Source organism: Kocuria soli, from assembly GCF_003797835.1.
Lineage (GTDB): Bacteria > Actinomycetota > Actinomycetes > Actinomycetales > Micrococcaceae > Kocuria > Kocuria soli.
This window is the reverse complement of sequence record NZ_RKMF01000001.1, coordinates 40,441-60,978: the sequence shown is the minus strand read 5'-3', so window position 1 is coordinate 60,978 and position 20,538 is coordinate 40,441. Positions and strand designations below refer to the sequence as shown.

The 20,538-nt window shown below is 66.5% G+C and carries 22 protein-coding genes; 14 read left to right on the top strand and 8 right to left on the bottom strand.

Features of this window, described 5'->3' with window-relative positions; all coding sequences use genetic code 11:
• Positions 1 to 61 precede the first annotated feature (61 nt).
• The 6 genes from EDL96_RS00270 to EDL96_RS00245 all read left to right on the top strand — a co-directional run bounded on the left by EDL96_RS00270 (position 62) and on the right by EDL96_RS00245 (position 5,034).
• Complete coding sequence (locus tag EDL96_RS00270) at positions 62 to 1,273, top strand: acetoin utilization protein AcuC (protein WP_233568594.1); 1,212 nt, start codon at positions 62 to 64, stop codon at positions 1,271 to 1,273.
• A gap of 49 nt (positions 1,274 to 1,322) precedes the next feature.
• A complete protein-coding gene (locus EDL96_RS00265) occupies positions 1,323 to 1,784 on the top strand; it encodes an ArsR/SmtB family transcription factor (protein ID WP_123823468.1) in 462 nt (153 codons plus the stop codon).
• Positions 1,785 to 1,902: 118 nt separating this feature from the next.
• A complete protein-coding gene (gene gdhA, locus EDL96_RS00260) occupies positions 1,903 to 3,249 on the top strand; it encodes an NADP-specific glutamate dehydrogenase (protein ID WP_123823467.1) in 1,347 nt (448 codons plus the stop codon).
• Between the two features lie 28 nt (positions 3,250 to 3,277).
• Complete coding sequence (locus EDL96_RS00255) at positions 3,278 to 4,237, top strand: FadR/GntR family transcriptional regulator (protein WP_123823466.1); 960 nt, start codon at positions 3,278 to 3,280, stop codon at positions 4,235 to 4,237.
• A 226-nt stretch (positions 4,238 to 4,463) separates the two neighbouring features.
• Positions 4,464 to 4,562 carry a 30S ribosomal protein bS22 gene (locus EDL96_RS00250; RefSeq protein ID WP_005504750.1) on the top strand — a complete coding sequence of 33 codons (99 nt, stop codon included), beginning with the start codon at positions 4,464 to 4,466 and terminating at the stop codon, positions 4,560 to 4,562.
• Between the two features lie 139 nt (positions 4,563 to 4,701).
• The gene (locus EDL96_RS00245) at positions 4,702 to 5,034 is read left to right on the top strand and encodes a glutaredoxin family protein (RefSeq protein ID WP_123823465.1); all 333 of its coding nucleotides are present in this window, start codon (positions 4,702 to 4,704) and stop codon (positions 5,032 to 5,034) included.
• Between the two features lie 74 nt (positions 5,035 to 5,108).
• On the opposite strand, the gene EDL96_RS00240 is transcribed toward EDL96_RS00245, so the two are convergent.
• Positions 5,109 to 5,573: a hotdog fold domain-containing protein gene (locus EDL96_RS00240; RefSeq protein ID WP_123823464.1), complete on the bottom strand. Its 465-nt coding sequence runs from the start codon at positions 5,571 to 5,573 to the stop codon at positions 5,109 to 5,111.
• Between the two features lie 83 nt (positions 5,574 to 5,656).
• Here EDL96_RS00240 and EDL96_RS00235 point away from each other — a divergent pair, with 83 nt between their 5' ends.
• The 5 genes from EDL96_RS00235 (at position 5,657) to ccsB (ending at position 10,806) form a co-directional block, all read left to right on the top strand.
• Positions 5,657 to 6,358 (top strand): histidine phosphatase family protein, encoded by a 702-nt coding sequence (locus tag EDL96_RS00235; RefSeq protein ID WP_123823463.1) that lies wholly within the window; start codon positions 5,657 to 5,659, stop codon positions 6,356 to 6,358.
• Between the two features lie 86 nt (positions 6,359 to 6,444).
• Positions 6,445 to 7,083 (top strand): TlpA family protein disulfide reductase, encoded by a 639-nt coding sequence (locus tag EDL96_RS00230; protein WP_233568569.1) that lies wholly within the window; start codon positions 6,445 to 6,447, stop codon positions 7,081 to 7,083.
• A complete protein-coding gene (locus tag EDL96_RS00225; RefSeq protein ID WP_123823681.1) occupies positions 7,083 to 7,841 on the top strand; it encodes a cytochrome c biogenesis CcdA family protein in 759 nt (252 codons plus the stop codon). The genes EDL96_RS00230 and EDL96_RS00225 overlap by 1 nt, the downstream gene beginning before the upstream one ends.
• 90 nt (positions 7,842 to 7,931) lie before the next feature.
• Positions 7,932 to 9,620 carry a cytochrome c biogenesis protein ResB gene (resB, locus tag EDL96_RS00220; protein ID WP_233568568.1) on the top strand — a complete coding sequence of 563 codons (1,689 nt, stop codon included), beginning with the start codon at positions 7,932 to 7,934 and terminating at the stop codon, positions 9,618 to 9,620.
• A 49-nt stretch (positions 9,621 to 9,669) separates the two neighbouring features.
• Complete coding sequence (gene ccsB, locus EDL96_RS00215) at positions 9,670 to 10,806, top strand: c-type cytochrome biogenesis protein CcsB (RefSeq protein WP_233568567.1); 1,137 nt, start codon at positions 9,670 to 9,672, stop codon at positions 10,804 to 10,806.
• Positions 10,807 to 10,840: 34 nt separating this feature from the next.
• Here the strand turns inward: ccsB and EDL96_RS00210 are convergent, their stop codons facing one another.
• The 3 genes from EDL96_RS00210 to EDL96_RS00200 form a co-directional block, all read right to left on the bottom strand.
• The gene (locus EDL96_RS00210) at positions 10,841 to 11,365 is read right to left on the bottom strand and encodes an SDR family oxidoreductase (RefSeq protein WP_325049514.1); all 525 of its coding nucleotides are present in this window, start codon (positions 11,363 to 11,365) and stop codon (positions 10,841 to 10,843) included.
• 340 nt (positions 11,366 to 11,705) lie between these two features.
• On the bottom strand, positions 11,706 to 12,155 hold the full coding sequence (locus EDL96_RS00205) for a PLD nuclease N-terminal domain-containing protein (RefSeq protein ID WP_123823460.1): 450 nt from the start codon (positions 12,153 to 12,155) through the stop codon (positions 11,706 to 11,708).
• A 16-nt stretch (positions 12,156 to 12,171) separates the two neighbouring features.
• A complete protein-coding gene (locus EDL96_RS00200) occupies positions 12,172 to 13,092 on the bottom strand; it encodes a sulfite exporter TauE/SafE family protein (protein WP_123823459.1) in 921 nt (306 codons plus the stop codon).
• Between the two features lie 126 nt (positions 13,093 to 13,218).
• Between EDL96_RS00200 and EDL96_RS00195 the strand changes: the two genes are divergently transcribed.
• From EDL96_RS00195 to EDL96_RS13310, 3 genes are read left to right on the top strand one after another with little or no spacing between them, the layout of a single operon-like run.
• On the top strand, positions 13,219 to 13,710 hold the full coding sequence (locus tag EDL96_RS00195; RefSeq protein ID WP_123823458.1) for an RrF2 family transcriptional regulator: 492 nt from the start codon (positions 13,219 to 13,221) through the stop codon (positions 13,708 to 13,710).
• Positions 13,711 to 13,766: 56 nt separating this feature from the next.
• Positions 13,767 to 14,099 (top strand): DUF4229 domain-containing protein, encoded by a 333-nt coding sequence (locus tag EDL96_RS00190; RefSeq protein ID WP_123823457.1) that lies wholly within the window; start codon positions 13,767 to 13,769, stop codon positions 14,097 to 14,099.
• A gap of 32 nt (positions 14,100 to 14,131) precedes the next feature.
• A complete protein-coding gene (locus tag EDL96_RS13310) occupies positions 14,132 to 15,064 on the top strand; it encodes a GNAT family N-acetyltransferase (protein WP_233568593.1) in 933 nt (310 codons plus the stop codon).
• Between the two features lie 181 nt (positions 15,065 to 15,245).
• Here the strand turns inward: EDL96_RS13310 and EDL96_RS00185 are convergent, their stop codons facing one another.
• The 4 genes from EDL96_RS00185 to EDL96_RS00170 form a co-directional block, all read right to left on the bottom strand.
• Entirely contained in the window at positions 15,246 to 16,127 is an 882-nt protein-coding gene (locus EDL96_RS00185) for a 1,4-dihydroxy-2-naphthoate polyprenyltransferase (RefSeq protein ID WP_123823456.1), read from the bottom strand.
• 137 nt (positions 16,128 to 16,264) lie between these two features.
• Positions 16,265 to 17,476, bottom strand: coding sequence for an AMP-binding protein (locus tag EDL96_RS00180; RefSeq protein ID WP_123823455.1), 1,212 nt, complete (start codon positions 17,474 to 17,476; stop codon positions 16,265 to 16,267).
• A gap of 3 nt (positions 17,477 to 17,479) precedes the next feature.
• Positions 17,480 to 18,409, bottom strand: a complete 930-nt coding sequence (locus EDL96_RS00175; protein WP_407656886.1) for a 1,4-dihydroxy-2-naphthoyl-CoA synthase — start codon at positions 18,407 to 18,409, stop codon at positions 17,480 to 17,482.
• 143 nt (positions 18,410 to 18,552) lie between these two features.
• On the bottom strand, positions 18,553 to 20,520 hold the full coding sequence (locus EDL96_RS00170; protein ID WP_158609438.1) for a penicillin-binding transpeptidase domain-containing protein: 1,968 nt from the start codon (positions 20,518 to 20,520) through the stop codon (positions 18,553 to 18,555).
• Positions 20,521 to 20,538: the final 18 nt, after the last annotated feature.

Here is a 20,538-nt window from a genome sequence, read left to right as displayed (position 1 = left end):
ATGCCGAGGCGTCCGTCACGATTCAGCGGCCCGTCACGGTTTGTCAGGTGTCGGTGGTTCAATAAGTTCTGTGACCCAGCCAACAGTAGCCCCGCGCCCCACCCGGCTCTTCTGGAGCCCACAGCTGCTGAACTACGACTTCGGCTCCTACCACCCCATGCATCCGTCGCGTCTGGATGCCACCTGGCGGTTGGTGCAGGAGTACGGGTTGGACAAGCGGGAGTCCGTGACCGTCGAGGTTCCGGAGGTGGCCGCAGACGCCCACCTTGAACTGGCTCACACCCATGACTACGTCCAGGCCGTGCGTGCGATCAGCGCGGATCCCACCGTCTCGCATCCGGAGAGCGGTCTGGGCACGGAGGACACCCCGGGGTATGCGGGAATTCACGAGGCCTCCGCCAGGTTGGCCGGGGGATCGTTCCAAGCCGCCCAGGCGATCCTGGACGGTACGGCTGTCCGTGTCGTGAACTTCGGCGGGGGCATGCACCACGCGTTCGCGGACAAGGCCAGCGGCTTCTGCGTCTACAACGACTGTGCGGTGGCCATCCAGCACCTGCTCGACAACGGGGTCAAGAGGGTGTTGTACCTGGACGTCGACGGTCACCACGGGGACGGCACCCAGTCGATCTTCTACGACAACCCCGACGTCATGACCATCTCGATCCACGAATCGGGCATCACCCTGTTCCCCGGCACCGGGTTCGCCAACGAGATCGGCAGCGGCGAAGCCATGGGAACGGCCGTGAACATCGCCATGCCACCCACCGCCGAGGACGCCCAGTGGCTGCGTGCCTACCACGCGGTGGTTCCGTCCCTGGTGGAGCAGTTCCGCCCGGAGGTGATCGTGTCCCAGCACGGGTGCGATTCCCACCTCTCCGATCCCTTGACCCACCTTCGGGTGAGTATCGACGGGCAGCGCGAAATCATGATGCACGTGGCGCAGATGGCCGACCGGTTCTGTGAAGGACGCTGGATCGCCACGGGCGGGGGCGGTTACGACTGCTACGACGTCGTTCCCCGGTCCTGGTCCCACCTTGTGGCCGTCGCCAGCGGAAAGCCTCTGCCCGTGACCACCCCGATCCCGGCCTCTTGGCGGGACTACGTCAAGGACACCTACGGGGGCAATCCGCGGGAGTACATGGGGGACAAGGTCGATCTCTGGTGGCGCTCGTGGGAGGTCGGATTCGACCCCGACGACGACACGGACCGCGTGATCATGGCCACTCGCAGGGAGGTCTTTCCCCAGTGGGGTCTGGACCCCTGGTACGACTGAGCCCCTGAGTAACGCGTCCCGCGTCGATCCAGTGGCTATTGTCGGTCGAATGATTCAGGACGTCTTCTCGGTTCTTGCCGACCCCACCCGTCGCGCCATCCTGGAAGCCCTGCGGGACGGTGAGCGACCGGTCGGTGATCTGGTGGACCAGGTCGGCGTCTCCCAACCCACGGTGTCCAAGCACCTGCGCATCCTCCGGGAGGCCGCGGTGGTCGAACAACGTGCCGAGGGGCAGAAGAGGTTCTACACCCTGTGTCCTGAAGGCCTCGAACCGGCCCTTCAGTGGCTCTCGACCCTGAGCGGCAAGGCTCCGACGGCCACGACCGGTACGACGACGCCGGACGCGCCGCGCGTCGTCGTCGGGTCCGAAGCCGGGGTGCGAACGGGAGAGGTCGTCGATCCGGTCGCGGCCGAGGTGGAACTCGCCTCCGCCGGCGCACCGGTGCAGACGAAAGCAGAGGCCTCCCGCGGGGGTTTCCTGTCGAACGTCTTCAGACGTCGTCGTCGGTAACCATCTGCTCACGGTGCCCGTGAGGCCTCGGAGTCTGACACACTCGTGTGTTGGACCCGAACCTGCGGTGGCTGCTTGACGCCCCGTGCAGGACACAACCCGATGAGAGGTGCTTGAGGTGGACGAAAAACTGCAGCCCGTGCGCGATGCCGTGGTCATGCGCAACCCCGGTGAAAAGGAGTTCATCCAGGCCGTCGACGAGGTCCTGGAGTCCCTCGGTCCCGTGATCGCCCGCCGCCCCGAGCTGCTGGAAGCCTCCGTGATCGAGCGGATCTGTGAGCCGGAACGGCAGATCATCTTCCGTGTCCCGTGGGTCGACGACCAGGGGAAGGTGCAGATCAACCGTGGTTTCCGGGTCGAGTTCAACTCCGCTTTGGGCCCGTACAAGGGCGGCTTGCGGTTCCACCCGTCCGTGTACCTGGGCATCATCAAGTTCCTGGGCTTCGAACAGATCTTCAAGAACTCCTTGACCGGCATGCCGATCGGCGGCGGCAAGGGTGGTTCGGACTTCAACCCGGCGGGGCGTTCGGACGAGGAGGTCATGCGCTTCTGCCAGTCCTTCATGACCGAGCTCTACCGACACATCGGTGAGTACACCGACGTTCCCGCGGGTGACATCGGCGTGGGTGGCCGGGAGATCGGCTTCTTGTTCGGCCAGTACAAGCGCATCACCAACCGCTACGAATCCGGTGTGCTCACGGGCAAGGGCCTGTCCTGGGGGGGGTCGCTCGTCCGTACGGAAGCCACCGGCTACGGCGCGGTGATGTTCGTCCAGGACATGCTCGCCTCGCGCAATGACGACCTGGACGGCAAGACCGTCTCCGTCTCCGGTTCCGGCAACGTGGCGATCTACGCCACCGAACTGGCCCAGCGGTTCGGGGCGAAGGTCGTCACGGCCTCCGACTCCAGCGGCTACATCCACGACCCCAACGGCATCGACTTGGATCTGCTCAAGCAGGTCAAGGACGTCGAACGCGCCCGCATCAGCGAATACGCCCAGCGTCGCGGGGACTCCGTCAAGTTCATCCCCGTCGGCAAGGGCTCCGTGTGGGACATCAAGGCCGACGTCGCGCTCCCGTGCGCCACCCAGAACGAACTGCACGGCAAGGACGCCAAGGCGTTGCTGAGCAACGGCGTGGTGGCCGTGGCCGAGGGCGCCAACATGCCCACCACCGCGGAGGCCACCCGTCTCTTCCAGAGTGCAGATGTGCTCTTCGCCCCGGGCAAGGCCGCCAACGCGGGTGGTGTGGCCACCTCGGCGCTCGAGATGCAGCAGAACGCCTCGCGTGACTCGTGGTCCTTCGACTACACCTACGACCGCCTGCGCGAGATCATGCGTGGAATCCACGACACCTGCGCGGAGAACGCGGAGGAGTACGGACTGCCGGGCAACTACGTTGCGGGAGCGAATATTTCCGGATTCATCAAGGTGGCGGACGCGATGCTCGCTCAAGGCGTCATCTGAGTTCGCGGATACACGTAGGGTAAAGAGCATGGCCACGCATAGACGAGTCCTCCAATGGTTGGAGAACGAACTGTTCGACGGGAACCTGGTACTGGGTCAGCAACTCCCGTCCGACAGGGATCTCGCATCCGTTCTGGGGGTCCATCGCGGCACCATGCGTGAGGCACTCAAGATCCTCGAGGCGCAGGGTGTCTTGCGGCTGTACGAAGGCAGCCGCAAGACCATCCTGCCCATGCTCGTCCGGGAGCCCGCGGCCTCGGCCGGCCCCGCACTGCAGTTGCACATGGCCACGGCGGACTACCCGCTGCGTGACATCGTCCAGACGCGGGTGCTGCTGGAGACCTGGGCGCTGACCAATGCGGACAACCGCTCGCCCGCGATGGGCGAACTGCGGACCCTGCTGCGGGAGATGGGCCGCGATGACATCTCTCTCAAGGAGTTCCACCACCTGTACGTGAGCTTCCACATCGCATTGGTGAAGTCTTCGGACAACACTCTGGTGGCCGCGTTGATGTCGGCGCTGCGCGACTCGATCTACGAGTACACGATGGCCTTGGTGGGCCACGTGCCGCTGTGGTCCAAGACCGTGGACCGGATCCGGGCCGAGCACCAGGCCATCTTCTCCGCCGTGTTGGCTGGGGACAACACGCTGGCCGCTCGGTTGGTCGAGGAACACATCGAGTACCAGTACGTGGAGGCCGGGGTGGACCCGGAGCGTGGTCCGCGCGAAGAGCCCGCGGAGGCGACCGGCCCCATGACCGGCCCGGTGGCCTCGGGCCGCGTGTGGTCCCACGGCAACGACGACGCCGTGCCCGCGACCGCGGAGCACACCCCGGTCAAGGAAGCGGTGGCCATGCAGGTGGCCCGGAATTCCGGGCATTCCGTGGACAGCGCCGATGACCCGGAGGCCGTGGACGGCGACGCATCGGGCGATGACGACGTGCCCGAGAGCTTCGGTCCCGAGGGGCACGAACGCCGCACCGGGTGACGTCGCTTCGAGCGGGTGTGACGGGTGCTGCGAAGCGAGCCATGGCACTCGAATAACGCCACGGGAACCGGAACGGGTAGACTTCCGGGGAACCAATTTTCGGATGCGCACGTGGTGCGCTCCGGTTCCACTCGGTCTTCCACAATCTCCGGTTCCTTCAGGGCCGCGAGTCCGCACGTGACAGTGCATGAGGACCGGGCCGTCGAGACACAAGTGAGGAACGTCTATGGGCTCCGTCATCAAGAAGCGCCGCAAGCGTATGTCCAAGAAGAAGCACCGCAAGCTGCTTCGCAAGACCCGCCACCAGCGCCGCAACAAGAAGTGATCTTGGGCGCGGGCCGATCCGGACCCGCGCACCCCCGGTTGATCCCGGTCAAAGCCGCGGGCGGTGCCTCCTACATGGGAGGCACCGCCCGCGGCTTTGCTGTTCAGGCCGACCGATCCGCTTCACTAGGATTCTCGCCATGACCTCCGCTCCTCAGCCGGCCAGCCCGTCGCCCATCGGTTCCGTCCCCGTTCAGGTCGTCACGACGCCGGGGTGTCACCTGTGCGCGGAGGGCTTGCGGGTCGTGGAGCGCGTGGCCGAACCGTTCGGCATCGACTGGGCGGAACTGCCGCTCGCGGAGGTACCGGAGGGTCCTGAACGTGACCGGTGGTCCGTGGAGGTCCCGGTACTGCTGGTCGACGGCGTGCAGCGGGACTTCTGGCAGATCGACCCGCGCCGCCTGACCCGGTTGCTGCGCGAGCGCACGGGCGGGGAGACCGACATCGCACCCGGGTCATCCGACCGGGGCTGACGAAGCCCTGCACTGATCCACTCAGCGCTGATCCACACGGGGCCGATCCACACAGGGCCGACCCGCCCGCTCGCTCACTTCTTCGGCTTGTCCGAAACGTACAGCATGATCGTGCCTTCGACCACCACCGTGCCGTCCGTGCGCAACGCCCGCACCCTTACGGGCACGTCTCCGCCGACCTCCCAGGCGGCGGGATCGGATTCGGCCACGCACAGCAGGTCCGTGGTCGCTTTAGCCGGGTAGGTGAGTTCCATGCCGCGGGGGATCCAGCGTTTGTGATCGGGCACGGTTGCCTCGGCCAGCAGTCCCATCGCCGCCTCCAACCCGTTGGCCACCGCGATCACGTGGAAGGTCCCGATGTGGTTGTGCACCGCCCGGCGCTTTCGGATGCTGAGCTCCGCGTAGTTCGGTCGGACTTCACGCACGTTGGGTCGGACCGTCCAGAAATACGGGGCGAACTGGGCATAGGCCAGGCTGAAGAGCCGCTTCCCCCAGCGGGATCCGCTCAGGCGCTGGTACTTGGCGTAGGTATCAGTCATGTGACCCACGATACGTCCAGGGGCAGCTGGCCCCGTCCGGGCCGGATTCGGGCAGCCGGGCCGTGTCTGGGACAATGGCCCACATGCCTTCAGCGAACCCGACTCCCGCATCGGCCGCCTCCGTGACCGTGCATCTCCTGCGCCACGGGCAGGTGCACAACCCGGACCGCATCGTCTACGGACGTCTGCCGGAGTTCCACCTCTCGGAACTGGGGCACAAGATGGCGGAGGAAGCAGCCGCCGCGCTGGCACAACGCCGTGAGCACGGCGCCCGCCTGGTGTACCTGGCCTCATCACCGCTGACCCGGACGCTGGAAACGGCCGCCCCGGTGGCCTCTGCGCTGGACCTCGAGGTCCATCCCGACGAACGCCTGATCGAACCGCGCAACCACTTCGAGGGGCTGCACGTGGATCGCGGTCAGCTCTCCAAGATGTCGCACTGGCCCCACATGATCAACCCGTTCCGCCCGTCCTGGGGCGAGCCGTACCGGCAACAGGTGGCGCGCATGGCCGACGTCGTCGTCGACGCCGGTCGCCGTGCCGTGGAAATCGGCGGCGACGGTGCCGAGGCGGTACTGGTGTCGCATCAGCTGCCCATCTGGATGGCGCGCCGTTCGGCGGAGGGCAAGTTCCTGCCGCACGACCCCCGGGCCCGCGAGTGCAATCTGGCCTCCTTGACCTCCCTCGTGTTCGACGACGTCAACGCGGGGCTGCGTCCGCGGGTGGTCTACAGCGAGCCCGCCGCGCACCTGTACCCAGGGGTCAACCAGCTTCCCGGGTTATGATGCCCCTGCCGCGATTCACGCAAGTAACCTCCCGTCCACGTGCGGCCGACGCCGCGTCGTCCGTCGATTCACCAGGTGATTTCTCAGTGACCCGTCCGACAACCCCTCCCACGGATGACTCCCGCGCGCCCCGCGCCCTGTCGCGTAGAGCGGTTCTGGCGGCCTCCGGAGCCGGACTGAGCGCCCTGGTCCTGGCAGCCTGCGGGCCGCAGGAGGAGTCGCTGGCCGAGCAGGCCAACGCCGGGGGAGACACCGGGTACATCGCCGGGGACGGATCCGTGACGGAGTACGCCGAGTCGGAGCGCGGTGAGCCCGTGGAGTTCAGCGGCAAGCTCTTCGACGGCACGGAAGTCAGCTCCGAGTCCCTGCGCGGCAAACCGGCCCTGCTGAACTTCTGGTACGCCGGGTGCGCCCCCTGCCGCAAAGAGGCTCCCGATCTGGTGGAGATGGCCGGGGAGCGCAAGGACCAGGTGGCGTTCTACGGAGTCAACGTCCGTGACGAGAAGGCCACGGCCGAGGCATTCGAGCGCACATTCGAGATCCCGTACGCCTCCTTCGAGGACCGCGACGGCGGCGTCCTGCTCGCCCTCTCGGAGTTCGTCCCGCCCCAGGCCGTTCCCACCACGGTGGTCCTGGACTCGGAAGGGCGGGTGGCCTCCCGCATCCTGGGCATCGCAGAGCCGTCCATCCTGAAGGCCTTGCTGGACGACGTGGTGAAGGCGTGATCGAAGGCAACCACTTCGCCGCCTTGGTCCTGGACGGGTCCCTGTGGGTCGCCTTCCCCGTGGCACTGCTGGCCGGGCTGGTCTCCTTCGCCTCGCCGTGCGTCCTGCCCTTGGTTCCCGGGTACCTGGGGTACGTCACGGGGCTGACGGGCGTGGACCTGCAGGAGCAGAAGCGCGGGCGGATGTTTACCGGCGTCGCACTGTTCATCGCCGGGTTCACGGCGGTGTTCGTGCTCATGTCCGTGGTGCTCGCCCAACTGGGTGCGTTGCCGTGGCTGCGGGGACAGAACTGGATCATGGTCCTTCTGGGCGCCCTGGTCGTGCTCATGGGCGTGGTGTTCATGGGCGGCGTGGGAATGCTGCAGCGGGAACGCAAGATCCACCGGAAACCGCCGCCCGGCCTGTGGGGTGCCCCGCTGCTCGGGGTCACGTTCGGTCTGGGCTGGGCCCCGTGCATCGGACCGACCTTTGCCGCGGTGCAGATGCTGGCCTACAGCGGCGGCGCCTCCGTCGGCAAGGCCACCGTGTTGACCCTGGCCTACTGCGTGGGGCTGGGTGTCCCCTTCCTGCTGATGGCCCTGGCCTTCCGGCGTGGCATGGGGGTCCTGTCCTATCTGCGCAAGCACCGACTGCTGCTGCAGCGGATCGGTGGTTTCATGCTGATCGTGATCGGGCTCCTGCTCATGACCGGGGTGTGGACGCAGTTCGTGTCCTGGTTCCAGTCCGAGTTGGTGCAAGACTTCGTGCCGGTGATCTGATGCGGACCCGCAGCAACAAACCCCGAGTAACAAGCCCCTGGGAGACCGGCCCACGAACGGAGCAACGCGTTGATGGCGCGCAGGAGTGACGTGAGACGAAAAGACAAGCAGAAGGCATCGTCGGAGGTGGCCGTCCCCGCACTGGGTGTGTGGGGCATGCTGCGCTGGGCGTGGTCCCAGCTGACCCGCATGAACACGGCGCTCTTCCTGCTCCTGTTGCTCGCCGTCGCAGCGGTGCCGGGCTCGGTCTTCCCGCAGCGCGTCCAGGACCCCAGCGCGGTCAATGCGTACATCGAAGCCAATCCGACCACCGGCCCGATCCTGGACAAGCTCCAGTTCTTCGACGTCTTCTCCTCCGTCTGGTTCTCCGCGATCTACCTGCTCCTGTTCATCTCCCTGGTGGGGTGTGTGATCCCCCGGGCCCGTAAGCACTGGCAGGCCTGGCGCGCGGAGCCGCCGCGGACTCCGGCTCGGCTGCAGCGACTTCCCGTCTCTCGCTCCCTGGAACTCGGCGGCCGTGACGGGGCCCCGGCACCCGATCCCGAAGAAGTCATCGAACGTGCCGCCCAGATCCTGAAGAAGCGTCGGTACCGGGTCCACGTGCGGGACCTGGGGACCACGGCGCCGTCGGTCGGGGCCGAACGGGGCATGTGGAAGGAGGTCGGCAACATCCTCTTCCACCTGGCCTTGGTGGGGATCTTGGTGTTCGCGGCCTATGGGTCCATGTTCGGGTTCAAGGGTCAGAAGATCCTGACCGTGGGGGACACCTTCGCCAACTCCCTGATCAGCTACGACTCCTTTACCCCGGGATCGAACTACAACGCGGACTGGCTGGAGCCGTTCACCATTCGGGTGGATGACTTCAACGTCGAGTACAACAGGGACACCACGGACCCCGAGAACTTCGGGGTGCCGTTGCACTACGAGGCCGACGTCTCCATCACGGACTCGCCCGGTGAACGGGCGCGGCAGGAAGTGCTCAGCGTCAACAGGCCCGTGGAGATCGACGGCGTGAATGCCTACCTGATCGGCAACGGTTACTCGCCGGTGGTGCGCGTGACCGACGGGGAGGGCAACGTGGCCTACGAGGGCCCCGTGGTCACGGTCCCCGAGGACACCTCCAACATCTCCGCGTTCACGCTCAAGGTCCCGGACGCCGAACCCGAGCAGCTCGGCTTCTCCGGAACCTTCCTCCCGACGGCGTGGACGGACGAGGAGACCGGCCAGTTGACCTCCGCGGACCCCGATCTGGGGAACCCTGCCCTGGTGCTTTCCGTCTACAGCGGCGACCTCGGCCTGGACGACGGGACCCCGCAGAACGTCTACGTCCTGGACGTCAACAACCTGGACGAGGTGGCCTCTCCCATGACCGAGGGCGGGCCGATCACGTTGTCCGAGTCCAACCCCAAGGCGGAACTGCCCAACGGCCTGGGAACCGTCGAATACCTGGACACCGTGCGCTACGTGGGACTCGATCTGAACTACGACCCCGGAACCCGTGGCGTTTTCATCTCCTTCTGCCTGGCCTTCCTGGGTCTGATCATGTCCCTGTTCATCGTGCGACGCCGTGCCTGGGTCCGGGTCAACACGGTCGAGACCGCCGACGGCCCCCGCGTGCTCCTGCAGTACGGTCTGCTGGCCCGCGGCGAGGACCCGCGGCTGGTCGCCGAGGACAACGCCTTGGCGGATCTGTTCACGGGGGAGTGGGAGCAGATCGGTGTGCGCGACTCAGAGGCCGTCACCACTGCCGCCGCACGTCAGCCCGCTGCCGCCGAATGATCGTCGGCACCGGGCCCGGTGACCGCGTGAAAGTGAGAGAATGACCGCCATGAGCTCCGTCAACACCGCCTTGGGTACGTGGTCCGAGCTGTTCATGCTCCTGGCCGCGATCGCCTACATGTTCGTCTTCATCGCCTTTGCCTGGGACATGGCGGCCCACTCGAAGACGCTCAAGGAGGCCGAACAGCGGGACAGCGCCCCCGCCCGTCGTTCCGAAGCCCTTGTGGGTGCCACCGCCGGTGGTTCCGCGGGTGGAACGGAGGCCGACGAGTGGGACAAGGACGGCGCGGCCGCCAGGGGAACGCAGCCCCGCGACGACCGGAATGACGCGGGCTCCGGTTCACGCGCCGGGTGGCGTTCCAACACGGCCGACGCGCTCAGAGGCCAAGTGGCCAGTTCCTCCATGGCGTACTCCGACGCCGACGAGCGTCGCCCCGCAGCCCGCGTGGCCGTGGTCCTCATGGTTCTGGCCTTCGGGGTGCACCTGGCTGCGGTCATCATGCGGGCCATTGCGGCCCACCGGGTGCCGTGGTCCAACATGTACGAATACACCACCAGCGGCGCTCTGCTCATCACCGCGGTGTACCTGATCATGCTGGCCCTCAAGGACCTCCGCTTCGTCGGGGTGCTGATCTCCGGGCTAGTCACCCTGCTCCTGACGGCCGCGACGATCGCCTACCCCATGCCGGTGTCCCCGTTGCAGCCGGCCCTGCAGTCCTACTGGCTGATCATCCACGTGTCGATCGCCGTGGCCGCATCAGGGATCTTCGCCATCACCTTCGCCCTGGCCGTTCTCCAGCTGCTCCAGGACCGCCGGGAACGGCGCATCCTCGCGGGGGAGGGCAACGGCTGGGCGTTCCTCAAGCTCGTGCCCTCAGCCCAGGCGCTGGAGAACTTCTCCTACCGGCTCAACAGCGTGGGGTTCGTGTTCTGGACCTTCACCCTGGCAGCCGGGGCCATCTGGGCCCGCGACGCCTGGGGCCGTTACTGGGGCTGGGACCCCAAGGAAGTGTGGACGTTCGTGATTTGGGTGGTCTACGCGGCCTACCTGCACGCGCGCGCCACCCGCGGCTGGACCGGAAACCGCTCGGCCTGGCTGTCGATCGTCGGCTTCCTCTGCATCCTGTTCAACTACTTCGTGGTGAACACGCTGTTCGATGGCCTGCACTCCTACGCGGGGCTGTGAGCCGCACAGCGTGCTCACCACGGCGTGCTGAGTCCTACGGTGCCGTGTCCTCCTCGGCTGCGGGGCTGACGGACGCGATCCGCTGGAAGTACTCGCCCACGCGGGCATCCGCCCAACCCCACGCGTCCTCGCCGCGCAGCACGACGTCACTGCCGCCGTCGCAGTAAATCGTCTGACCCGCGCAGTGCGTGTTCTGCGGTGAGGTGAGCCAGATCAGCAGGTTGGCGATCGACTCCGGCGGCTGGTGGTAGTTCAACGGCATGGGCACCACGGCGTCCAGGAAAGCCACGGATTCCGGTGTGCTCAGCAGATCGGAGGTCATGGGGGTGGTCACGATCCCCGGGGCGACGGCGTTGAGCGGAATCCCCGCCCCTGCCCATTCGGGGGAGACCGAACGCATCCTGACCCACCGGGAGATCGCCCTCTTGCTCGACGCGTAGATCAGGTTGCCGGTCTGAGCATCCATGGACAGCTGTTCCGCGATCTCCATCGCCTCGGCTTCGGTGCCGGACAACAAAGCGTCGACCAGATGCGGAGCGTTGGGCTGCAGGGACGACATCGACGAGACGACGGCGGCCCGCGGTGACCGGTGTGGGTGCTGAAATCCCGGCGCAGGCGATCACCGCGTCCACCGCGCCCCCGGGCGCTTCGACGGCGGCCGTGGCTGCCGTACGACGCCCGTCGGCGGTGGAGAGGTCAGCCGTGACCTCGGCGTTCTTCAGATCGACCCCGACGACGGTGGCACCGGCGTCGCGCGCGAGGGCCGCTGTAGCCGCTCCGATCCCTGAGCCCGACCCGGTGATGACGTACGTGCGTGTCATGGCGAACCTGCTTCTCTGTAGTCCCTTCCAGGCGTCTCCGCATTTCCAGGCTATGGGGTGGGTTCACGAGGGGACACCCTATTCGTGATTGTCGTCCCGGTCGGATCGCGGGTCATGGTCATCGGGCCCGTCAGGGCCACCGTCGGTGTCGGGGCCCGTCTCGGGGTTCTCGGAGGACGGTGCGCCGTTCGGATCCCGGACACCACGTTGTTGACGTTCCCACTCGGCCAGTTCAGCTTCTGCGCGTTGCGCCCGACGCTTCTCGTCGATCTCCCGGAGGAACGCGGGGTCGTCGTCGGGCCCGCGCCCACGGGCCGGTTCGGATCCGGCTGAGGTGTAGCGGGGACGGCCGAAGGCCAGCCACAGGATGCCGCCGATGACGGGGAGCAGAAGGATGACTGCGATCCAGGGACCCCGACCGATGCCCCGGATGTCACGGGGGTCCGACCGCAAGCAGTCGAAGAACGAATAGATGATCACGCCGACCGCCAGCGCCGCGGCGCCGATGATTGCAATTGCTCGGATCATGTATCCAGCATATGGGTCACGCAACGGGAAGGTGTTCCGGCTCCTCCGCCGTCCTGGGGGTGCTCACTGCATTACGCTCGGCGCGGTGCAGGCGGGTGGTGTGGACCACGGCTGCGATCCACCCGGCAACCACCAGGAGCAGCAGGGCCCGACCCAGGGGCTCGGGTACCTGCAGCGCCTCGACAGAGAGCACCGTGCGCAGGTTGGTCAACACGATCAGACCACCCACGGCAGGCCCTAGTACGCGGGCGGGAACGTGACGAACGACAGCGGCAGCAATGGGGGCCGCGATCACGCCACCCAGCAGCAGCGCTGCGACCCAGGCGAACTCAATGCCTTGCCCACCCAGATGGAGCAGGAAGCCCAGGGAGGCAGCCACCGTCACCATGAACTCGGCGGTGTTGACCGAGCCCACCACCTTGCGTGGTTCCAGCCTGCCGTCGGCGAGCAGGGCGGGGGTGCCCACTGGGCCCCAGCCCCCACCGCCGGTGGCGTCGATGAAGCCGGCGAACAACCCCAGCGGGGACAAGAACTTGGCGGGGATCTTGTGTCCCAGCCGCTCCTTCCGCAGCCCACGGAACGTGAAGCGGTAGACGATGTAGATCCCCAGCACCAGCAGGACGGTGCTCATGACGGGCCGGGCCACGGACGCGTCGACGCTCGACAGGGCCGTTGCACCCAGGAAGCCACCCACGGCCCCGGGGATGCCGATCTTGGCCACCACGCGCCAGTCCACGTTGCCGAACTTCCAGTGCGACAAACCGGAGGCCAGAGTGGTTCCCACCTCGGCGAGGTGCACCGTGGCCGACGCCGCCGCAGGGTTGGCTCCGACGGCCAGCAGGAGCGTTGACGTGGTCACGCCGTAGGCCATGCCCAAGCCGCCGTCCACGAGTTGCGCGGCAAGACCGACCAAGGCGATCAAGATCAATGTGCGCACAGGGCACCTCCTACGTCACGAATGGAGTGGGTTCCCGACAATTCCCATCACTTCGATCGGGATTCGGTGAAGTGGAGCTTTTCAGCGGCACCAGGGGGGAGTCAAAGATCGTGAAACAATCGTCACATGGAGATTTCAGCGCGATCGGAATACGCGATTCGAGCGCTGCTGATGCTCGCGGAAGCTCATCAAGCGGGTACGGACGCGGTCCCGGCGGCGGAACTTGCACGGCGGCAGGAACTGCCCGCCAAGTTCTTGGAAGTGATCATGGGCCAGCTGCGCCGTGGGGGACTGGTGAGCAGCAAGCGCGGTGCCGCGGGCGGCTACCGTCTGGCCGTCGCGGCCGACCAGATCATGATCGGCGGAGTCATTCGCACCATGGACGGACCGCTCACGGGTGTCCGCGGCATGCGCCCTTCGGACACGACCTACTCCGGTCCCGCTGCGCATCTCCCGGTGGTCTGGGTCGCTGTTCGGGCGGCGTTGCGGCGGGTGCTGGACGAGGTCAGCATCGAGGACGTGCTGACCGGGCATTTCCCGGAAGAGGTCTCTCTCCTGGCGCAGGATCCGCAGGCGTGGCAGGACCGTTGGCCGTTGCGGACGGTGGGTGACGCCTGACCGGTTCGGCACAGGGCCTCCGGCTCGCCTTCAGGTACCGGCTCTAGACTGCTCGGGTGAACTTCCTGAAGTACTCCGTCCTGCGTCTGGGTCTGCTCGTCGTCGTTTTCGTGGCGGGACTGTACCTGCGCCTCGGCATCCTGTTCGCCGGTGCCGCGGCGATCATCATCGCTTTTGCGGTGTGCTACATCTTCTTCCCCAAGCTGCACATCGCGGCCTCTCAGGACTTCCACCGCCGGATCTCCCGGTCTCCCAAGATCCGCCGTGAATCACTGCGCGACGAGGACGCGGAGATCGAGGACGCCTACGTGGACTCGACCGACGATCCGGTCACGGACACGCGTGGTGGTTCTGAATCCTCCCAGTCACGGACCGAATCAAACTCCTGACTCCTGTGATTGGTTGAAACTACTTGAACTATGTGGCCATGAGATTCATGCAACCCACCGCACCCTCGCTCCTCGATGCCGCGGTCATGCCCACCGTTCCGGGTGTGGGCATGACGCCCGTCGAGATCGAGGCTGAAATTGGCGCGAAGCGCCTACGCCCAGAGTGGTCGGTCCTCGCGCTCGACGACGACATGATCGTTGGACGCGCGATGTGGTGGAGCCGAGACGGTCAAACCCCGATAGCTCTCGACGTGTGGGACGCACGCTGCGACCACCCCGAGGCGACGACGATCCTCAACGATCTCCTGACTCGTGGCCACGCCTTGCTCGCTGACGCCGGAGTCGACGTGCCACTGCAGCACACGATGCGCATCCCGACGACCTGGCGCGATGATGAGCTCATTCGACGCGATGTCGCGGTGAAAACCGCGGCAGCTGCAGCCGGAGGACTCGCCCGCTCCAACGAACGCCGCCAGTTTCAGTGGGACGCAGGCTCCTCGATGCCTCCCGAGCCGCACCGCTTGCGCTTCGAGCCTGCAGACGACAGCACCTTCGTCGAGATGTTCGCCCGAGCCGCGCAGGGATCACTGGACGTCATGACTCGCCGCGAGCTGGCGGTTACGGATCCCCTGACCTTGGCCCGGGGTGAGGTTGACTACTACCGTTCCTGTCCTGGCGACCGCGACTGGTGGCGCGTCGCCTACGACCTGGCAGGCAACGTTGTCGGCGTCGCTATCCCATCCGCGACCCCGACCAACCGCAACGTCGGATATCTCGCGATCCTGCCTGAACACCGGGGGCATGGATATGTGAACGACCTCCTCGCCTACATCACCCACTTCCACGTCCGTGAGGGGGCCCTGTGCATCACGGGCACCACCGATGCCGTGAACACGCCTATGGCTTTGGCCTTCAACCGTGCCGGATACCAGTGCACGGAGACACGGATCGAGCTGGAGAAGTAGCAGTCGTCACGTCCGGTCGGGAAACGAGCCAGGTCCTGGACGCGGTTAGAAGGCGATGGAACTACTAACCGCCGCGCGCGGAATCAATACCTCCGGGCATCACCCCTAGCAGACTGATTTCCGGGGCAACAGGACGGGCCGAAGCTCGGACTGAGCCCGGCTCAACCACAGCTTCCGGGCCTCAGACCCACTGACGCAGCAGGACCGCCAACAGGAACAACAGGGACCACACCAGGTTCAGGATTCCGCACTGCTTGAGCACGGGAATCAGGGCCTTCCGGTCCTTGGCGAACAGCACGGTCCGGGCAGCGACCACGGCGATCGGCGCGGCGAGCAGGACCAGGAGCATCCACCCGTTGAACGGCACCAGGAACAGGTGCAGAGCGAAGGCCAAGCCCACCTCGGCGGCGAAGACCACGCGAGCGCGGTGGTCGCCCAAGCGAACGGCCAGGGTTCGTTTGCCCACCTCTAGGTCGCCGGGGATGTCGCGGATGTTGTTGGCCATGAGCAGCGCGCAGGCGAACAGCCCCGTTGCCACCGCCGCGATCCAGGCGTCCAGGTTCAGCTCGCCGGCCTGGGTCAGCGTGGTCCCCAGGACGGCGACCAGACCGAAGTAGATGAACACCGCCACGTCGCCCCAACCGCGGTACCCGTAGGGCCGCTTGCCCCCGGTGTAACCCCAGGCGGCGAACACCGCCGAGATGCCGATGACGATGAACCACCACTGCTGGGACAGGATGATCAGGGCGGCCCCGGCCACTGCGGCGGCGGCAAAGCACCCGAGCGCGGCGGTCAGAACCTGGCGCGGGGTTGCCGCCTTGGAGCCCACCAGGCGCAGGGGGCCCACGCGGTCGTCGTCGGTGCCCTTGATGCCGTCCGAGTAGTCGTTGGCGTAGTTGACCCCGACTTGCAGGAACAGCGCGACCAGGAACGCCAGCAGTGCCAACCTGAGATTGGCCCCGTGCATGGACTGCGCAGCGGCGGTGCCCGCGATGATCGGGGCCAGCGCCATGGGCAATGTGCGCAGGCGTGCGCCTTCAATCCACTGGGCGGCAGTTGCCACGGGTGACCTTCCTGACGTGAGGGTGCGGACCTGGTGTGCGTCGGCCGGCCAACGGATCCGCTGACCTGGCGCGCGGTGGCGCGGGGGACCGCGTCATTCTTTCACGAACCCGGTGAGACCCCGCGAAACTGCGGATCTCACGCGAACAGGGACCGGACGGCGGCCAGATCGGGCTTGCCCGTGGCCAACAGCGGAATCTCGTGGCGCGTGCGCCAGTCCTTGGGAACCGCAGCCGCCCCCGCGGCGTCGCGGACCGCCGTCGACAGTTCCCGTTCCAGGGCCTGCCCGTCCCCGGCGGTGCGGGGCACCACCAGGGCCACGATCCGCTGCCCCCACACCTCGTCAGGCAGCGCGACGACGACGGCGTCCTGGACCCGAGGGTCTTTCACCAGGACCGTCCGGACCACGCCGGCGGAGACTTTGACCCCACCCGTGACGATGACGTCGTCGGCTCGGCTGATCACGCGCAGGACCTTGCTAGAACCATCCGTGGCGAGTTCACCGAGGTCATCCGTCCGGTACCAGCGCGTGCCGTCCCCGTCGGTGAAGACGTGGCGCGCGGTCTGGTCCGGGTCGTCCAGGTACCCGTCCGTGACCACGTCCCCGCCCAGCCAGATGCGGCCGGGTTCGCTCTGGTCGCCCTGTTCCAGGTGAACCCGTACCCCGGGGAGCGGGGCGCCGTCGTACACGCAGCCCCCCGCCGTCTCGGACATGCCGTACGTGGTCACCACGCGTGCCCCGAGTTCCCGTGCCTGTTCCAAGAGCGCGGGAGAGGCCGCCGAACCGCCCAGCAGGATGGCGGTGAAGGACCGCAACGCCTGTGCCACGGCCTGGTCGGTTGCGTTCTCGGTGGCCGCGGACATCAGGCGTTGGAGCTGGGTGGGGACCAGGGACACGTACCGCGTGGGATGGGTGAGCTGCGAGCCGGCTGCCACGAACCGTTCCACGGTGAAGTGGTCTCCGGTCATGATCACGGGTTCGGTGTCCGCCAGGGCCGACCGCACCAGCACCTGAACGCCGGCCACGTAATGCGATGGGAGGCACAGCAGCCACTGTCCTGGCCCGCCCGTGTGCTCAGCGGTTGCGTCGGCCGAAGCTCTCAGGGACTCGGTGCTGAGCACGGTGCGTTTGGGGCGTCCTGTGCTGCCCGAGGTGGCGACGACGACGGCCGGACCCGGCCGGTCCAGAACCCGCTGCAGCGCGGTCAGAAGCCCTGCCGGGCCCCCCAGGGCGGTCACGGAATCCGGTCCGTCGAGGATCAGGGTGTCGGCGGGCAGCGCCGTGGAGGCCGGGGCCTGTGCGGGCTCGGGCGAGAAAGTGCCGGGCGAGAACCGTTCGGGGACCGACACGGCTTAGAAGTAGTACGGGAAGGCCGACCAGTCCGGGTCCCGCTTGCCCAGGAACGCGTCCCGCCCCTCGACGGCCTCGTCGGTCATGTACCCCATGCGGGTGGCCTCACCGGCAAAGACCTGCTGGCCGACCATGCCGTCGTCGGGCAGGTTGAAGGCGTATTTCAGCATGCGGATGGCTTGCGGGGACTGGCGGCAGATCATGGCTGCCCACTCGATGCCGACGGTCTCCAGGTCGGCGTGGTCGACCACCTCGTTGACCGCGCCCATGCGGAACATGTCCTCGGCCGAGTACTCGCGGGCCAGGAAGAAGATCTCCCGCGCAAACTTCTGCCCCACCTGGCGGGCCAGCAGAGCCGAGCCGTACCCGGCGTCGAAGGAACCGACCGTGGCGTCCGTCTGCTTGAACTTTCCGTGCTCACGGGAGGCCAGGGTCAGGTCGCACACGACGTGCAGCGAGTGCCCGCCGCCGGCCGCCCACCCGTTGACCAGCGCGATGACCGGCTTGGGCATGGTACGGATCAGGCGCTGGACCTCCAGGATGTGCAATCGCCCGGCGCGTGCGGGATCGATGGACTCCGCCGTCTCGCCTTCGGCGTAGTGGTACCCGTCGCGCCCGCGGATGCGCTGGTCACCGCCGGAGCAGAAGGCCCAGCCGCCGTCCTTGGCGGAGGGGCCGTTGCCGGTTAGCAGGACCGCTCCGACGTCGGAGGACATACGCGCGTGGTCCAGCACGCGGTTCAGCTCGTCCACTGTGCCGGGGCGGAAGGCATTGCGTACCTCGGGGCGGTCGAAGGCGATCCGGACCCACGGGAGGTCGCGTTCGACCGTGCCGTCCGCGGCACGCGCGACGCCGCGGTGGTAGGTCATGTCCACGAGGTCTTCGAAACCATCCACTGTGCGCCACTGCGTCGGATCGAAGGTCTCGGAGATCTTCTCCGGGAGCGGGTTGTGCGGGTTCTGAGCTGCGTCGGTCACGGCGTCGAGTCTAGGTGGAGTTGGTGGGTGGTGCAGGGGCCACCAGGTGACCTGTGGCCTTGGTCGGCCGTCGGGCTTCGTCGGCAACTGGTGTTGGGCTAGGCACCGGACGATGTCTGGCCAACGGACTGAACCGCGTCGAGGAATTTCTTGGCCAGAGGAGCGCCCGTGACGGAGCCGTAGTCGCCGTCCTCGACGAATACCGAGAAGGCAAGATCGGCCTGCGCAGCGATCACCCAGGAATGCGTGCGAGGGAACCCACCTCGATCAGGGTCCGCTTCTCCGAATTCGGCCGTGCCGGTCTTGCCGATGACTTCACCGCCAGGATGGGCGTCCAGGTCTAGCAAATGCCCCTCGGTCACGACGGCGCGCATCAGGCTTCGCAGTTGGGCAGCCTCCGCTGACGTGAAGTCCGTAGACACGCTCTTGGCCGGTTTGTCCTCGGGGAGCAGCTGGGGTGTGACCGTCTCGCCAGCCGCCACACTGGCAGCAAAAATAGCCATGGCCAGCGGAGACGTCTGCACCTTGCCCTGTCCGATCATGGAGGCCGCGTGTTCGGTACCTGTTTCGTCCCGGGGGATGTTGCCCGAGTAGGCGGGGATGCCCAAGTCCCATTCAGCGCCGATGCCGAGGGCTGCACCGGCATCGGCCAGGTCGTCCTGACTGACTTCCTCATGCCGATCGATCAGCGCTGTGTTGCAGCTTTGCGCGATGGCCTCCTTCAGGGAAATGTCACCTAAATGGTCGGACAGGTAGGTCCCCGCGTTGTTGAAACTGCGGCCGTCCACGGAAATGTTCTCGGTGCAGTGAACGGTGGAATCCTCCGTCAAGCCCTTGCGCAGAAGAGCCATCGACGTCGCAATCTTGAAAGTCGACCCCGGTGCGTATTGGCCGAGAGTTGCCGTCGGATAAGCGTTGTCGTCGGGTCCGCAGGCGGCCACCAACACGTCACCCGTGGAAACTCTCACCGCCACGAGTGCACTTGGACTGTCGGTGTTGGCAATGATCTCCTCCGCGGCGCGCTGCAGCGGGACATCCAAAGTCGTTCGGAGTGGGGAGTCCGGTGCGGCGGACTGTTCCCATAATGCTTCCAGCCTTGGGGGAGTGCGTGCTCCATCCAGTTGAGACACGGTGACCCGCAATCTGTTCACGGCACGTAGTCGATCGTCGAAGGCTTCTTGGAGTCCACCTGAGCCGATCCAATCAACGCCGTCGAGTTCATCACCCGCCGTTTCCAGGTCCTCGGCGGTGGGAGTTCGGACTGAGCCAATGAGGGCCCCCGCGAAGCCTTTCGTGACTGCAAGCGGCATCGTGCGGGTCTGCACCTCATACCCGTCAATTGCTCCGGCCCGGCGACCGTCCAGCTTCAAGAAGTCTGACCGGCGCAGGGTGATGGCTTCTACGAATGCCTCATCTCCGTATGCGTGAACCTTTTCCTGGTATTCCTGCACCGGGATGTCCACGACCTCAGCCAGTTCTCGCGCTGAGGTCTCGGCATCCTCCGGGGACAGATCGGCCTTGTTGATGCCCAGTACATGCACCTCTTGATTCGAAACGATCGGGACATCGTCATTGCCCAGAATCCCCGAGCGCTCGCCGGGGATGAGTTCGAGTGCGAGTCCCTGGCCGTCCTGGAGGTCTGGGTGGACGATCGCGTCACTCCACTGCACGTTCCACGCGCCTGAATCGTCTTGGGCCAGGTCAGCTGACGAGGTGTAGCTCCAGATCTGATCAGGGTCGAGCGAGTCCCAGTCGAACTTCAGATTGGCCGTGGCCTTGGTGTCCTGAACATCCACGTTTGCCACCGTGACCCTGGGCCGCATTTCCCCGACCATCCTTAGCGAGAAGAACGCGGATGGGTCTGTGGGGGCAGGGGTCAGCGGGACATCTGTGGCATCGGCGGCTTGCAGGCCGTTGGCGAGCTTCTGGGCGGCGTCTTTCGCCCCGCGTTGGGCGCCAGACCCGCAGCCACTCAGCACAGTGATGGAAGATGCTCCTGCTCCCAGTGCGGTCAGGGTCAGGAGATGGCGGCGGGTCATATGAATCGAGTTCGGGGCGGGGTTCATGCAGCGAATGTATGAACC